Genomic DNA, 14,618 nt, shown 5'->3' with positions numbered 1-14,618 from the left:
CAACCTAAATATTTTTATTATGGATTTAACAACTGGAGCAGGACTAATTTATGTAGGAATCGGTTTAGCAGTATTAGGGGTAGGCCTTGGTATTGGTAAAATCGGTGGACACGCTATGGATGCTATCGCAAGACAGCCGGAACAAGCTGGTAAGATTCAGGCAGCGATGTTGATCGCAGCAGGTCTTATCGAAGGTGCTGGCCTTATCGCGATTATCTTTGGTGCCTTCATCAAGTAATCTGCACAACAAATAATCTTGGCAGCGAGCGGTTGGCTGCTGCTAAGGTTTTTATCTTCCATAATTTTTAGAACAAACAATTAATAAAGTTTATATACTATGATAATCGAACCGGGAATAGGCCTTTTGTTTTGGATGACGCTCACGTTTTTGATCCTTCTTTTCCTACTGACCAAATTTGCTTGGAAACCCATCATGAAAGCGGTTAATGACAGAGAAGTTTCTATCGTAGACGCGCTCAATCAGGCAAAACTGGCTAAGATAGAAATGGAGCAGCTGAAATCTGACAACGAAAGAATCATTCGTGAAGCGAAAGCGGAAAGAGATTCAATCCTGAAAGAAGCCAGAGAAATCAAGGACAGAATTGTAGGTGAAGCGAAAGATATTGCAAAATTGGAAGGCGACAAACTCATTGAACAGGCGAGACAATCCATTCAGGCTGAGAAATCTGCTGCAATGGCTGATATCAAGACTCAGATTGGTGCCCTTTCTGTGAATATCGCGGAAAACATCCTGAAACAAAAACTGAACAGCAACGAAGCTCAGGATACACTGGTAGAGAATTATTTGAACAACGTTAACCTGAACTAATTATCATGCTGACATCCAAAGTAGCGAAAAGATACGCACAGGGTTTGCTGGATTTCACTCAGGAAAGTGGCAACACGGCATCTGTTTTTTCAGAAATGAAAGATGTGGTGAAAATCATGAAGGAAAGTAAAGAACTGAATGCTTTCTTTGCAACTCCTTTCATCGATTCCAAAAAGAAAATGGCTGCAGCGTCGGAGATATTCAAAGGTTTCTCAAAGGTTACTCAAAACCTAATCACCCTTGTCATCAGACAGGGAAGAGAAAAGGAAATGAGAAATATTGCGCAGGAATTCATCAATAAAGTGGAAGATAAACAAGGCATTCAGAGAATCACTCTTACTTCTGCTTCAGAATTGTCTCAGAACAATATTACAGAAATCCTGAAATCATCGGGTCTGGTAAAGGAAGGAAGCAATTTCGACCTGCATACCATCATCAATCCTGACATCTTAGGAGGATATATTTTAAGAGTTGGCGATCAGCAAATCGATGCATCGGTAAAGTCTAAACTCAACCGAATAAGAAAAGATTTTCAATTAAATTAAGAAAAAAGAACCAAAATGGCAGAAATAAATCCGGCAGAAGTATCAGCGATACTGAAGCAACAGTTAGCAAATTTTGATACCCATTCTAACGTAGAAGAAGTAGGAACAGTACTTCAAATCGGTGATGGGATCGCCCGTGTTTACGGTTTGGAAAATGTACAGTACGGTGAACTCGTAAGATTCCAGGGCGGAATTGAAGGTATCGTACTGAACCTGGAAGAAGACAACGTTGGAGTTGCGCTTTTGGGAGAATCCAAAAAGGTAAAGGAAGGAGATACTGTAAACAGAACCAACACCATTTCCTCTATTAAAGTAGGCGAAGGAATGCTGGGAAGAGTAGTAGATACCCTCGGAAACCCTATCGACGGTAAAGGCCCAATTACGGGAGATCTTTATGATATGCCGATCGAAAGAAAAGCACCGGGAGTAATTTTCAGACAGCCGGTAAATGAGCCGCTTCAAACAGGTATCGTAGCGATTGATTCCATGATTCCGGTAGGAAGAGGACAAAGAGAGCTGATTATTGGTGACCGCCAAACCGGTAAAACCACCGTGGCTATTGATACGATTCTGAATCAGAAAGAATTTTATGACGCAGGACAGCCGGTATATTGTATCTATGTTGCTGTAGGCCAAAAAGGTTCTACAGTAGCACAGATTGTAAAAACTTTAGAAGATAAAGGAGCGATGGCTTATACTGTTATTGTAGCTGCAAATGCTTCCGACCCGACTCCAATGCAGGTGTATGCACCTATGGCAGGAGCTTCTATCGGAGAATATTTCCGTGATACAGGAAGGCCAGCCTTGATTATTTATGATGATCTTTCTAAACAAGCGGTTGCTTATCGTGAACTTTCCTTGCTTTTGAGAAGGCCACCTGGCCGTGAAGCCTATCCGGGAGACGTGTTCTATCTTCACTCCAGATTATTGGAAAGAGCAGCGAAAGTGATTGCTGATGACAATATCGCAAAGCAGATGAACGACCTTCCTGAAGCCCTGAAACCAATGGTGAAAGGAGGCGGATCGCTTACTGCACTTCCGATTATTGAAACTCAGGCGGGTGACGTATCTGCTTATATTCCTACCAACGTAATTTCTATTACCGACGGACAGATTTTCCTGGAGTCAGATCTTTTTAACTCCGGTGTTCGCCCGGCGATCAACGTGGGAATCTCTGTTTCCAGAGTAGGTGGAAATGCTCAGATCAAATCCATGAAGAAGGTTTCCGGAACATTAAAATTAGACCAGGCTCAATACAAAGAATTGGAAGCTTTTGCTAAATTCGGTTCAGACTTAGATGCTTCTACACAAGCAGTTATTTCTAAGGGAGAAAAGAACGTGGAAATTCTGAAGCAGCCTGTGAACTCTCCGCTTCCTGTTGAAAATCAAGTAGCAATGGTATATGCGGGAACAGAAAATCTTCTGAAAGATGTTCCTGTAAGAAAAGTGAAAGAATTCATGAAAGAATATGTGGATTTCCTGAAATCTAAACACCCGGAAACCATGGCTGCCATCAAAGCCGGAAAAATAGATAACAGCATTACTGAAGTATTGAAGAGTGCTGCTGCTGATATTTCAGTAAAGTACAATTAATATAAAAATCAATCAGGATACGGCTTCATGAGTTGTATCCTGAATATTAACCCTTAGACTTTGAACCTTATTCAATGGCAAATTTAAAGGAAATACGCGGACGAATTACCTCCATCAGTTCTACGATGCAGATTACCAGTGCGATGAAGATGGTAGCAGCAGCGAAACTTAAAAAAGCACAGGATGCTATCGTAATGCTGAGGCCTTATTCTGAAAAACTGACAGAGCTCATCGAAAATGTTAGCGCAAATGCAGATCCGGAACAGGTAGCTACGTATACGGTGCAGAGAGAGGTGAAGAACGTTCTGTATATCGTGATTACGTCCAACAGAGGATTGGCCGGCGCATTCAATTCTTCTGTAGTGAAGGAACTCAATCTGCAACTGAAGAAGACTACACAGAGTTACGAAATACTCACCGTCGGAAAGAAAGTGTATGATGCAGTTTGGAAAAACACAAAAGTGTACGATAACCAAAGTGCAATTTTTGATCACCTAAGTTTCGATAAAGTTGCCGGATTTACTGCACAAGTAATGAAGGACTACACGGAAGGAAAATTTGATCAGGTTTTTGTAATCTACAATAAATTCATCAATGCCGCAACACAACAGGTGATTACCGAACAGGTGTTGCCAATTGCGATGCCGGAAGTTACTTCAACTGCTGCTGTTGATTATATTTTTGAACCAAGTGCAAAAGAAATTCTGGAAAATCTGATTCCAAAATCCATAAAAACACAGGTTTACAAAGCGGTGCTCGACAGTGTAGCTGCTGAACACGGCGCCAGAATGACAGCGATGCATAAAGCGACCGACAATGCCGGTGCACTGAAAAATGACCTGGTGATCACGTACAACAAAGCTCGTCAGGCAGCGATTACCAATGAAATTCTTGAGATTGTTTCCGGTGCAGAAGCACTGAAAGGAAATTAAAAAAAATCTCCAATCATCACTGAAGCACCTCATACGTGGGGTGCTTTTTTTATTTTATCACCTATGCATTGGCTTCACCTTCTGCATCATGTTGCAAAAAAATAAATCTATATATTTGCATAATATTGTTATTCAATTTTTAAATGGACTCGGATATAGTCAAGCTTTTATTAGCATTATTCTTAGTATTACTTAATGGCTTTTTCGTAGCAGCCGAATTCTCAATTGTTAAAGTACGGTACTCCCAGATTCAGCTGAAAGCAGCTGAAGGAAATGCTATGGCAAAACAGACGGAATTTATTATCAAACGTCTGGACGAATATCTTTCTGCAACACAACTCGGTATTACGCTGGCTTCTCTTGCTCTTGGTTGGGTTGGGGAAAGTGCCATGCATCACATCATTGGGAACATATTTATTTATTTCAATATTGCATTAGATCCAGCTACGATCACTACTATATCGCTGATTCTAAGCTTTTTACTGATTACTATAATGCATATTGTATTGGGTGAATTGATTCCCAAGTCGATCGCCATCAGGAAATCTGAAGCTACAGCCATGGCGATTGCAGTTCCATTAAGAGTTTTCTATACAGTGTTCAAACCTTTTATCTGGTCTATGAATCAGATGTCGAACGCATTTTTGAGACTAATGAAAATTCACCCGGCTTCCGAACATGAAATTCATTCAACAGAAGAGCTGCAATTGTTGGTAAAACAATCAGCAGATTCAGGTGAAATTCAGGAAGAAAATTATGAAATCATTAAAAATGCTTTTGATTTTACGGATCATTCTGCCAAGCAGATTATGGTGCCGAGACAAAACATTTTGTCAATCGATATTGAAGATCCGATAGAAGAAATCATCAATCAAATCATGGACAGCGGATATTCCAGAATTCCGGTTTTTGAAGATTCTATTGATAATATTATCGGGATTTTTTACACCAAAGAAATCATTCGGGAATATGTAAAAAGAAAAGGGGATATCACCCATGACGACCTTCGGAAATTGATGAGGGAAGCCTTTTTCGTGGTAGGGAGCAAGAAAATTTCCGATTTGATGAAAACTTTTCAGCTCAAAAAACAGCATCTTGCCATTGTGATTGATGAGTTCGGAGGAACGGAAGGAATCATTACGCTGGAAGATATTCTGGAAGAATTAGTGGGCGAAATTCAGGATGAGGAAGATGATGAAGAAAAAGTAGTGGATAAAGTAGGGGAAAATGTTTTCTGGGTTCAGGCGACACAACCTCTGGACGAGATCAATGAATTTTTGCCTCATACTTTCCCGCTTTCAGAAGAAGGAGAATTTAATACGCTGGCCGGATACATTCTGCATGAATTGGAAGATATTCCGGAAGAAAACCAGGAATTCCACATGAACGGTTACCAGTTTAAAATCCTCAAGATGAATAATAAAAGTGTGGAATTGGTGGAACTTGTGTTTAAGGAACCTGATATTATCAGCGAACTGAGCGAGGAAATGGGAGAAGTCTAATTCTTTGTAAGGAAATTAAAACATGAAAATGAACAGAATTTTTAACTCCGACAATTACGAAAACCCAAAAAGAAAATACGATGAAGAAGTACTGGTGATGGAAGATGAAGACCAGGGCCACAAACTGGTGCTTTGGAATGATGATGTAAATACCTTCGATTTCGTCATTGCTTCACTATTAGAAATTTGCAAGCATACACTGGAACAGGCAGAGCAATGTACTATTCTGGTGCATTATAAAGGAAAATGCACGGTGAAAACAGGCAGTCTCGAACTTCTGGAGCCCATGCACAAAAAACTTATTTCCCGCGGACTAACCAGTGAAATAGTATCTTAAACTCCGGGAATTCCGGAGTTTCTTATTTAAAGAAAGTTTCTTTCCGATTGACAAAATTCATCGCAAAATAATTGAATAACAGAAAATAAATCCCGACTTTTGGGCATCTGAATCTGAAGCCTGATGCTTCAATCAAATTGTATCTATGGAAAATATTCACGATTGCGTTATCGTCGGTTCCGGGCCTTCCGGATTTACGGCCGCTATTTATGCTGCACGTGCAGATCTGAAACCTCAATTATACACCGGACTCGAACCCGGCGGACAGCTGACCACCACGACCGAAGTGGACAATTTTCCGGGTTATCCGAATGGTGTTACAGGTCCCGAAATGATGATGGATCTTCAAAAACAGGCAGAGCGTTTTGATACGAAAGTACATTATGAAGTGATTACCAAAGCGATATTTTCCAACGAAAGAGGCGGTATTCACCAACTCTGGGCCGGAGAAAAAGAAATTCTCGCCAAAACTGTGATTATTTCTACAGGAGCTACTGCCAAATATTTAGGTTTGGATGATGAAAAAAAATATGCTGGTGGAGGAGTATCTGCCTGTGCTACCTGCGATGGATTTTTCTATAAAGGAAAAGAAGTAATTGTAGTCGGAGGTGGCGATACCGCTGCAGAAGAAGCAACCTACCTCGCTAAACTCTGTTCGAAAGTGACGATGCTGGTTCGGAAAAATGAATTCCGCGCTTCCAAAGCGATGATCCACCGTGTAGAAAATACGCCCAATATTGAAGTGAAATTTCATCATGAACTCATCGGAATTGAAGGTGAAAATAATTTGGTTGAAAGAGCAGTAGTTATTAATAATCAGACGAAAGCAACGTCTAAGATTTCTGTACATGGAATTTTTATCGCCATCGGACATCAGCCAAATACGGATATTTTCAAAGATCAGATTACTACAGATCAGAACGGATATATCGTTACTGAAAAAGGTTCTACCCGTACGAATTTTCCCGGCGTTTTTGCGGCGGGTGATGTTCAGGATGCTATTTACAGACAAGCGGTTACAGCTGCGGGAAGCGGTTGTATGGCAGCCATGGATGCAGAAAAATATCTTGGAGAATTGGAATAATATTCTCTCTGAATTAAAAATAAATACGCTGTCGGTTAAATTACCGGCAGCTTTTCTTTTATATTAGATTTTATCCGTCAGATCCCACACATTCGGGTTGTAATTATCCCAGATTTTCCAGTTTCCATCAGCATCTTTTTTCAGAAAATAATTTTGCTGGTTCATGGTGTGATAGTGATGGGGCTCCTCGTTTCCATCAATAAAATTGAGGTTCCAGAATTCACTGGTAGCAATCACAACTGAACGGCTGGTTTTGTTCTTAATTTCAAGATTAAAAACTTCATAGTTGGATTCGGGCAAGGAACTGATGACATATTCCTGCTCTTTCAATTTGTGAAGGTAACGGTCTATTCTGGTATGATAAGGAGCTCCTGAGATGACGAATTCTTTCAGTGGATCAAGATTAATTTCCGGAAGTTTCTGCAGAAATTCAAATTCGCAGCGTGCACATCCCAAAATAATATTTTCAAAATAAATACGGTCTTCATGAACCAAGGTTTCCGGGATATGAATCGGAGTTTCAGGATTTTTATTTTTTTGAATAAATTCATTGAAATCCTGATAGCCTAAAAAAATACTGAGTTTATCCAGTGTTTTAAGAAAACGAAGGTCATTGGAAGCTGTTTCGGAGTTTTGCCCTTCGAAAAACCTTTTCAGTGTCATCCCGGAAATGGTGTTTCCGAGTTCGAATTTCTTTTCGCCCTGCAGCAGCGAGCTCTTCATTAGACTTTCACTGACAAGGGTTGCCAATGTATTATAATGGCTGCTTTTCCATTGATCCGTGTAACCCAGTATTGAGTTAGCGACCTGTGGACTGTTTTTTATTTCGGTTTTTAATTTTTCTAGGGTTATCAGCATTTCAAATAGTGCATTTTAAACAAAATTATCAAATATATTGCTACAAGACTAATAAAATGTAGAATTATTGTGTCAATTCAAGGAAAACGGGACAATGATCGGAATGTTTCACTTCCGGAAGCATCAATGCTCTGCTGATGCGGGTTTTTAAAGATGAGGATACAAAATGATAGTCCAGCCGCCAACCTTTGTTGCGCGCTCTGGAATTCTGCCGGTAACTCCACCATGAAAATTGCTGGAATTCTGGATTCAAATATCGGAAACTGTCGGTAAGATCGCATTCTTCTATGAAACGGGAAAGCCATTCGCGCTCAACGGGAAGGAAACCGGAAGTATTTTTAAGGCCAATAGGATTGTGAATATCAATAGGTTGGTGACAAATATTAAAATCGCCTGAAATAATAAGATTGGGAATTTCCTTTTGAAGGGTTTTTACATAATGGAGGAAATCATAACAAAATTCCAGCTTGAAACCCAGCCTTTCAATATTGGAAGCGGAAGGAACATAAACAGATATGACGGAGAAATCCTCAAAATCAGCGCGGAGAATTCTGCCTTCGTTGTCATATTGTTCGATACCACAACCGTAATGAATGCTTTTGGGTGGTATTTTAGAGGCAATTCCAACACCGCTGTATCCTTTTCTTACGGCAGAATGCCAGAAACTGTGATAGCCTAGCTGCTCAAAACTTTCGATATCAATCTGGTCGTTTCCGGCTTTGCTTTCCTGAATGCAGATGATGTCTGGTGAAGCCGCATTCAGCCAGCCTAAAAAGTCTTTGGTAAAAGCCGCCCGAATGCCGTTGACATTGTAACTTATTATTTTCATTTTGATTTTTCTTCCAGCTTTTTTCTTAAGGATCTAATTTCTTCTTTCAATGAATCTTTAATAGTAAGGTTAATAATCTTGGTATTGACTAGGATTGAAATCTCTAATTTGTAAATGTATTGCTTTATTCATAAATTTGAATTGTTTATTCATTATAAGGGTCTATTATGTCTAGAACAGTTTTTTTAATTCTGTGTGTTATTCCTGTTCTTGTATTTTCCCAAAATGCAATTGAAAAATGCAATATACAGAAATCCTATTTTGAGGATCTGTATCGTGTGGATGCAGAGGATGTAAAATATCTGGCCAGAAACTCAGAGAAACCCAATACGGTTTTGGTCAGTTTTGCAAGATGGTGCGCTCCGTGCTTGCACCATCTCCCGGCGCATATGGCATTAGAAAAGCATTTTGATGTAGATTTTTATATTCTATTAGTAGATAAAGAAAATGATCGCAGGACTCTTTTAGCTAAAGATTACGTATGGAAAGATTATCCCAACGCCAAAATACTGATCATTAAGGATTATGAAAAACGCGGCAGAGGAAAAAAATACAATGAATTCCTGAAGGGGATTACGCCACCCCAGTTTGAAGTTATTGATAGCATGTCGAAATTTTTTGTTTTAAATACCAAAGGAGAGGTACAGATGGTAACATCATACAAAGATAATCCTGAAGGAGCGGATTGGAAAGATCACCGGCCACTGATGAGAAAACACATTATGCCTCTACTGACACCGAAAGAAAAATCGGAATAATTGAAATTACTCACGAAAGCCTTTCCGAAACGGAAGGTTTTTTTGTTTTTTTATATATTTGAGCTGAATAATTGCTAATCTTTAATGTTAAATGTAAATATGGAAGATAAGATCAGTTCAGGAAATAACCACCTAAAACACATTTCAAATTTAATAGGATTTTTAAATGTTGCGTGTTACGTCATCGTTGGCCTCGCCCATTTTATCAATATTGAATGGTTGGCTTGGATTTCCCTTCCTTTACTGTTGTATGGATTATTTTTATTTTTTAAGAATTTCTCACAACTAAAAAATAATCCGGCTACAAGATTATCCACGGTATTTATAGCACCATTCTTTTACATTTTTTTCATTGTATATGCGGGTTTCGTGTTATTTTAAATTACCATTCTTAGAAATAAAACAAATATGTCCACAAAAATAAAATTACACTATTTTGCTCTTCCCGCAATATTGATTACGAGTATTATGTATGTTCTGGTTATCTTTCTCAATATCAATAATATAAAGGAAAGCATCGTTTTGAAAGATGATTTAAAATTGTATTTATCATTGGGCGGTGGTATTATTTTCGCCGGTCTTTTAGCGATAAATATTGCAGCTGTATTATATTTATTGATTCGCCTTTACATGAAAACCCTTAAAAAGAACCCTCAATAAATATTAAATCCTAACTGTTTTTTGATAAAACCTTCCCGAAAAACGGAAGGTTTTTTTGATTATTAAACTGCATTTAAACGTGCTTTTTATTCTCATTATCTTTCCACTTGATTTTAAATTAATATTTTTACACTTTTCAATAAAACAGTATGAAGATTAAATACAGCTTGTTAGCCATCACGGCTTCTTTGATGATGAATGCTCAAAACGTAATGACCCCGGAAAAATTATGGAAACTAAACCGATTAAGTGTCGCAGCGACGGCGCCTGACCAGGCTTCTCTGTTCTATAAAATCAGCAAAACCGATTTGAAAACTGAAAAATCGGACAGCAAAAATTATTTTCTTAACCTGAAAAATAATACCGCTGTAGAGGTTGATCTTGGTAAAAAATCGCTGATTCAGTGGGATAAAAACGGATTGTATGCAAAAGAAGGCGAGAAAATTTATATTTCCTCCGATTCAGGCAAAACATGGACTGAGTTTTATACGATTGGCAAAGCTGATCTCATAAAAATTTCTCCGGACGGCAAAAAAATAGCGTTCAGCAAGGAAGTTCAGGTAGAAACTGTATACGGAAAAGATAAATATAAAGATACTCCAAAATCTACTGCGCAAATTTATACAGATCTCAATCACCGGCATTGGGACACATGGAATGAAGGGAAATACAATCATTTGTTTGTCGTGAATACAGCTCAGCCTTCATCCGCTGCCATTGATTTATTGGAAGGAAAATCGTGGGATTCTCCACAGAAACCTTTTGGCGGCGCGGAAGATTTTACTTGGAGCCCGGATTCGGAGCAACTTCTGTATGTAGTAAAACCTTTCAGCGGAAAAGAATATGTAACCACTACCAATACGGATATTTTTGCATATCATCTGACTTCAGGTACTGTAAAAAATCTTACCGAAGAAAATAAAGGGTATGATAATCACCCGATTTTCAGTCCGGACGGTAAATATCTGATGTACACTTCCATGAAAAGAGACGGATACGAAGCAGATAAAAATGATATTAAAATAATCGAGTGGAAAACCGGCACAAAAACCAACCTTACTGAAAATTGGGACGAAAGTGTTACCGGAAGTTTAAAGTGGGGAAACAATTCCAAAGAAATCTATTTCAGTGCTGCGTATCGGGGAACCAAACAACTTTTTTCATTAGATCCTAAAACTAAGAAAATATCGCAACTGACTCGTGGTGATTTTGATGTGAATGAATTGCTTCTTCAGAATAAATCTGAAATAATCGTCACCCGAACAGATTATAATCATAATGCTGACCTTTTTGCTGTCAACATCAAAAACGGCAAAATGAAACAGATAACAGAGGTTAATAAAGAAAATTACGCTTCCATAACACCTTCCCGTTCAGAATTAAAAATGGTGAAAACCACCGATGGAAAAGAAATGGGCGTATGGTTTGTGTATCCGCCAAATTTTGACCCAAATAAAAAATATCCAACGTTGCTGTATTGTCAGGGTGGGCCGCAATCCGCATTGACACAGTTTTTCAGCACAAGATGGAATCTTGCGTTGATGGCAGCACAAGGATACATCGTGGTAGCTCCCAACAGAAGAGGAATGCCGGGTTGGGGAACGCAATGGAATGAGCAGATTTCCGGTGATTGGGGCGGACAGGCCATTCAGGATTATTTGTCAGCAGCAGATTTTGCCAAGACTTTACCTTTTGTGGACGGCGACAGAATGGGCGCTGTAGGAGCCAGCTACGGTGGATACAGTGTTTATATGTTGGCAGGAATGCACGAAAACCGTTTCAAAACTTTTATTTCCCATAACGGGCTGTTCGATATGAAATCATGGTACGGAACTACCGAAGAATTATTTTTTGCCAATTGGGACATCGGCGCACCTTGGGATCAGCCAACACCACGAGCATATACAGATTTTAATCCGAGCAATTTCACCGACAAATGGAATACACCCATCATGATTATTCAGGGCGGTTTGGATTTCCGGGTTCCGTATGAACAGGGAAATCAGGCGTTCCAGACTGCGAGATTGAAAGGCTTGAAATCCAAATTCCTTTATTATCCGAACGAAAACCATTGGGTTTTAAATCCTCATAACGCACTGGTTTGGCAAAGAGAATTTTTTGATTGGCTGAAGGAAACTTTGTAACAACCCTGTACTAAATGAATATATTTTTTCTCAAAATTAGTTGCATAATATTATTTTGTTGGAGCGCAATCTGTCTTGCTCAAAGCTATTCATTTGATTATGAAATAACTTCTATGAGAGAACAAATCAAATCACCTACTGACCGTTCATGGTTTTTTGGAGATTCAGTGCCTTCAAAAAGATATATCAATTCTAAAGTTCCAGGTATATCTCTTTCCATCTATAAAGTATATGGAAAAGAGGGTCATGAAGCACTGCTCTACGATGATAACCGTAAAATATTACATTATTTTGAAGTGAAGCAAGGCAGAAATGAAAAGCATCCGGATTTGCATTATCTCCGCTCGAATAGATTTAAGTACCCAAAAAAAGTTGGTGCTTTCGACGGCAAAGTTCATGTAAGAAAAATTAAGCATAATGTTTATGAAATCATTGCGGAAGTCACAGATAATAAATATAAACTGTATCTAAATATAGAAGAAAGTGATGATGATCTTACTCATGATTTATTGTCTTTTGATGGGGCAAGTAATCTTACCAAAAAAATGATCAGCAGTTTGAAAGTAAATTTAGATCCGGAAAAGAATTACTTTTTTAAAGAATATGTAAAGCAATATGTTCCGGGTTCCACTTTTCATGTGGTAAATGAGGCAGTGAAAACAGAGTTTACAGTAACATTGCCGGACACAAAAAGAACCCGTAAGCTAATGTCGAAATTTAAAGATTGAAGCATGAAAAATGTTTTATTGATATTCCTCATGTACCCTTGGATACTTTTCTCGCAAGGATATTCTTTCAATTATAAGTGTACAGAATTTGAAACACAGTTAAAAGGTCCTTACAAAGGAAATAAAAGAACTAATTATATTTACATAAACAGCAGAGATTCTACTATCCAGGCTTATGATTATAAATTTAGCTATGGCAAAAATCTCTTTATCTACGATACAGAGCATAATGTTTTTTGGAATTTTGATCGTAATAATTTGAATAAACCACTCTCGTTGATCAATTTCTCCACAATTAAAGAATACGAAGATGAATTCATTGTAAAAGATGTAATTGTTGAGAAAATAGATAATTTATCTTACAACGTATCATTATATAGCAAGAAAGGAAAGAAAAAACCACGTGTAAGGCTAAAAATAGATCTCGTAGCAAGTAAAATTCCAATACAGAAGTTCAGGTTTATGGATTTAAGCATGAATATACATTTATATTTTTATGATGCGTTGATGAAAGAAATTCCTTCACAGTTTTATCAATTAAAGTCGGTAATAACGGAAATGAATGGAGTGGTAATGCTTAACGAATTTAATTGCAAGGAAGAAGATATTTTTTTTGATGTTTCTCCGTTCTTGAAGTAGCACTTGACTTTCCCTTTTTATAGCCGTATCTTTGCAAATTCAAATTTTAATATAAAATCCGTAAATTTTATCAATGAAAACATCTCATTTCAATTTCGATTTGCCGGAACACCTTCTGGCTGAACATCCTGCCGAACATCGGGACGATGCAAGACTCATGGTGCTACACCGCGATACTCAAACCATAGAACATAAACTTTTTAAAGATGTAGTAGATTATTTCGACGAGAAAGACCTGTTTATTTTTAATAATACCAAAGTTTTCCCTGCCAGACTTTATGGAAATAAGGAAAAAACCGGCGCAAAAATTGAGGTTTTTTTACTAAGAGAACTGGACAAAGAAACGCGCGTTTGGGATGTATTAGTAGATCCTGCAAGAAAAATAAGAATTGGAAATAAGCTTTTCTTCACTCCGGATGAATCTCTGGTTGCAGAAGTAATAGATAATACAACTTCGCGGGGAAGAACGTTGAGATTTCTGTATGACGGGAGTTATGAAGAATTTCGCGCCAAATTGAAAGAGCTTGGAGAAACTCCGCTTCCAAAATATTTGAAAAGAGAAGTGGAACCCGAAGATGCTGAACGTTATCAAACCATCTATGCTAAACACGAAGGTGCGGTAGCAGCGCCCACTGCAGGTCTCCATTTCTCTAAACATCTGATGAAAAGGATGGAAATTAAAGGAATTGATTTTGCCGAAATTACGCTGCACGTTGGTTTAGGAACCTTCAATCCTATCGAAGTGGAAGATTTAAGCAAACATAAAATGGAGTCTGAAGAAGCCATCATCGATCAGAAAAATGCTGACATTATCAATAAAGCAGTAGAAGAAGGTCGCAGAGTTTGCGCAGTAGGAACCACCACGATGCGGGCGATCGAAACGTCAGTTTCTTCAAACAGAAAAATCGGGCCTTATCACGGATGGACTAATAAATTTATTTTCCCGCCTCATGATTTTGGAGTTGCCAACGCAATGATTACCAATTTCCATACACCGAAATCAACACTCCTTATGATGGTAGCGGCTTTTGCCGGGAAAGATTTTTTGATGCACGCTTATGAAGAAGCCATTAAAAACGAATACAAATTTTACTCTTTCGGCGATGCAATGCTGATTCTGTAAAAAACTGAGCAAAGAATAATTTTCCGAAACGAAATTATTCTTTGCTCTTCTTGATTT

15 protein-coding genes are annotated in these 14,618 nt (G+C 38.3%); 13 read left to right on the top strand and 2 right to left on the bottom strand.

What is annotated here, in order from left to right; genetic code table 11:
- Window positions 1–19: 19 nt before the first annotated feature.
- The 8 genes from DQ356_RS09415 to trxB all read left to right on the top strand — a co-directional run bounded on the left by DQ356_RS09415 (window position 20) and on the right by trxB (window position 6,822).
- The gene (locus DQ356_RS09415; protein ID WP_114304230.1) at window positions 20–238 is read left to right on the top strand and encodes an ATP synthase F0 subunit C; all 219 of its coding nucleotides are present in this window, start codon (window positions 20–22) and stop codon (window positions 236–238) included.
- 99 nt (window positions 239–337) lie between these two features.
- The gene (locus tag DQ356_RS09410; protein WP_114304229.1) at window positions 338–829 is read left to right on the top strand and encodes a F0F1 ATP synthase subunit B; all 492 of its coding nucleotides are present in this window, start codon (window positions 338–340) and stop codon (window positions 827–829) included.
- A 5-nt stretch (window positions 830–834) separates the two neighbouring features.
- On the top strand, window positions 835–1,374 hold the full coding sequence (atpH, locus tag DQ356_RS09405) for an ATP synthase F1 subunit delta (RefSeq protein WP_114304228.1): 540 nt from the start codon (window positions 835–837) through the stop codon (window positions 1,372–1,374).
- Between the two features lie 15 nt (window positions 1,375–1,389).
- Complete coding sequence (gene atpA, locus DQ356_RS09400; RefSeq protein ID WP_114304227.1) at window positions 1,390–2,967, top strand: F0F1 ATP synthase subunit alpha; 1,578 nt, start codon at window positions 1,390–1,392, stop codon at window positions 2,965–2,967.
- Window positions 2,968–3,041: 74 nt separating this feature from the next.
- Entirely contained in the window at window positions 3,042–3,899 is an 858-nt protein-coding gene (gene atpG, locus DQ356_RS09395) for an ATP synthase F1 subunit gamma (RefSeq protein ID WP_114304226.1), read from the top strand.
- A 143-nt stretch (window positions 3,900–4,042) separates the two neighbouring features.
- Window positions 4,043–5,401, top strand: coding sequence for a hemolysin family protein (locus DQ356_RS09390; RefSeq protein WP_114304225.1), 1,359 nt, complete (start codon window positions 4,043–4,045; stop codon window positions 5,399–5,401).
- Window positions 5,402–5,498: 97 nt separating this feature from the next.
- Entirely contained in the window at window positions 5,499–5,738 is a 240-nt protein-coding gene (locus tag DQ356_RS09385) for an ATP-dependent Clp protease adaptor ClpS (RefSeq protein ID WP_394337261.1), read from the top strand.
- Window positions 5,739–5,883: 145 nt separating this feature from the next.
- Window positions 5,884–6,822 (top strand): thioredoxin-disulfide reductase, encoded by a 939-nt coding sequence (trxB, locus tag DQ356_RS09380; RefSeq protein ID WP_114304223.1) that lies wholly within the window; start codon window positions 5,884–5,886, stop codon window positions 6,820–6,822.
- A 63-nt stretch (window positions 6,823–6,885) separates the two neighbouring features.
- Here the strand turns inward: trxB and DQ356_RS09375 are convergent, their stop codons facing one another.
- Window positions 6,886–7,680, bottom strand: coding sequence for a hypothetical protein (locus tag DQ356_RS09375; protein WP_114304222.1), 795 nt, complete (start codon window positions 7,678–7,680; stop codon window positions 6,886–6,888).
- A gap of 64 nt (window positions 7,681–7,744) precedes the next feature.
- Window positions 7,745–8,509, bottom strand: coding sequence for an exodeoxyribonuclease III (locus tag DQ356_RS09370; RefSeq protein ID WP_114304221.1), 765 nt, complete (start codon window positions 8,507–8,509; stop codon window positions 7,745–7,747).
- A gap of 167 nt (window positions 8,510–8,676) precedes the next feature.
- Here DQ356_RS09370 and DQ356_RS09365 point away from each other — a divergent pair, with 167 nt between their 5' ends.
- The 5 genes from DQ356_RS09365 (at window position 8,677) to queA (ending at window position 14,561) form a co-directional block, all read left to right on the top strand.
- Window positions 8,677–9,267 (top strand): hypothetical protein, encoded by a 591-nt coding sequence (locus tag DQ356_RS09365; protein ID WP_114304220.1) that lies wholly within the window; start codon window positions 8,677–8,679, stop codon window positions 9,265–9,267.
- 809 nt (window positions 9,268–10,076) lie between these two features.
- Window positions 10,077–12,071, top strand: coding sequence for a S9 family peptidase (locus tag DQ356_RS09350; RefSeq protein ID WP_114304217.1), 1,995 nt, complete (start codon window positions 10,077–10,079; stop codon window positions 12,069–12,071).
- A 113-nt stretch (window positions 12,072–12,184) separates the two neighbouring features.
- Entirely contained in the window at window positions 12,185–12,799 is a 615-nt protein-coding gene (locus DQ356_RS09345) for a hypothetical protein (protein WP_114304216.1), read from the top strand.
- A 3-nt stretch (window positions 12,800–12,802) separates the two neighbouring features.
- Window positions 12,803–13,438 carry a hypothetical protein gene (locus tag DQ356_RS09340; RefSeq protein WP_114304215.1) on the top strand — a complete coding sequence of 212 codons (636 nt, stop codon included), beginning with the start codon at window positions 12,803–12,805 and terminating at the stop codon, window positions 13,436–13,438.
- 73 nt (window positions 13,439–13,511) lie between these two features.
- A complete protein-coding gene (gene queA, locus DQ356_RS09335; protein ID WP_114304214.1) occupies window positions 13,512–14,561 on the top strand; it encodes a tRNA preQ1(34) S-adenosylmethionine ribosyltransferase-isomerase QueA in 1,050 nt (349 codons plus the stop codon).
- Window positions 14,562–14,618: the final 57 nt, after the last annotated feature.

Origin of the sequence: Chryseobacterium lacus (assembly GCF_003336205.1) — a bacterium.
In the GTDB taxonomy this organism is placed as follows: domain Bacteria; phylum Bacteroidota; class Bacteroidia; order Flavobacteriales; family Weeksellaceae; genus Chryseobacterium_A; species Chryseobacterium_A lacus.
The sequence above is the reverse complement of the archived record's forward strand: the minus strand, read 5'-3'. Positions and strand labels throughout refer to the sequence as shown.

What these genes read in the sequence shown, in the direction of transcription:
- DQ356_RS09415 (WP_114304230.1), top strand. Translation starts at nt 20, where the DNA reads ATGGATTTAACAACTGGAGCAGGACTAATTTATGTAGGAATCGGTTTA.
- DQ356_RS09410 (WP_114304229.1), top strand. Translation starts at nt 338, where the DNA reads ATGATAATCGAACCGGGAATAGGCCTTTTGTTTTGGATGACGCTCACG.
- atpH (WP_114304228.1), top strand. Translation starts at nt 835, where the DNA reads ATGCTGACATCCAAAGTAGCGAAAAGATACGCACAGGGTTTGCTGGAT.
- atpA (WP_114304227.1), top strand. Translation starts at nt 1,390, where the DNA reads ATGGCAGAAATAAATCCGGCAGAAGTATCAGCGATACTGAAGCAACAG.
- atpG (WP_114304226.1), top strand. Translation starts at nt 3,042, where the DNA reads ATGGCAAATTTAAAGGAAATACGCGGACGAATTACCTCCATCAGTTCT.
- DQ356_RS09390 (WP_114304225.1), top strand. Translation starts at nt 4,043, where the DNA reads ATGGACTCGGATATAGTCAAGCTTTTATTAGCATTATTCTTAGTATTA.
- DQ356_RS09385 (WP_394337261.1), top strand. Translation starts at nt 5,499, where the DNA reads ATGGAAGATGAAGACCAGGGCCACAAACTGGTGCTTTGGAATGATGAT.
- trxB (WP_114304223.1), top strand. Translation starts at nt 5,884, where the DNA reads ATGGAAAATATTCACGATTGCGTTATCGTCGGTTCCGGGCCTTCCGGA.
- DQ356_RS09375 (WP_114304222.1), bottom strand. Translation starts at nt 7,680, where the DNA reads ATGCTGATAACCCTAGAAAAATTAAAAACCGAAATAAAAAACAGTCCA.
- DQ356_RS09370 (WP_114304221.1), bottom strand. Translation starts at nt 8,509, where the DNA reads ATGAAAATAATAAGTTACAATGTCAACGGCATTCGGGCGGCTTTTACC.
- DQ356_RS09365 (WP_114304220.1), top strand. Translation starts at nt 8,677, where the DNA reads ATGTCTAGAACAGTTTTTTTAATTCTGTGTGTTATTCCTGTTCTTGTA.
- DQ356_RS09350 (WP_114304217.1), top strand. Translation starts at nt 10,077, where the DNA reads ATGAAGATTAAATACAGCTTGTTAGCCATCACGGCTTCTTTGATGATG.
- DQ356_RS09345 (WP_114304216.1), top strand. Translation starts at nt 12,185, where the DNA reads ATGAGAGAACAAATCAAATCACCTACTGACCGTTCATGGTTTTTTGGA.
- DQ356_RS09340 (WP_114304215.1), top strand. Translation starts at nt 12,803, where the DNA reads ATGAAAAATGTTTTATTGATATTCCTCATGTACCCTTGGATACTTTTC.
- queA (WP_114304214.1), top strand. Translation starts at nt 13,512, where the DNA reads ATGAAAACATCTCATTTCAATTTCGATTTGCCGGAACACCTTCTGGCT.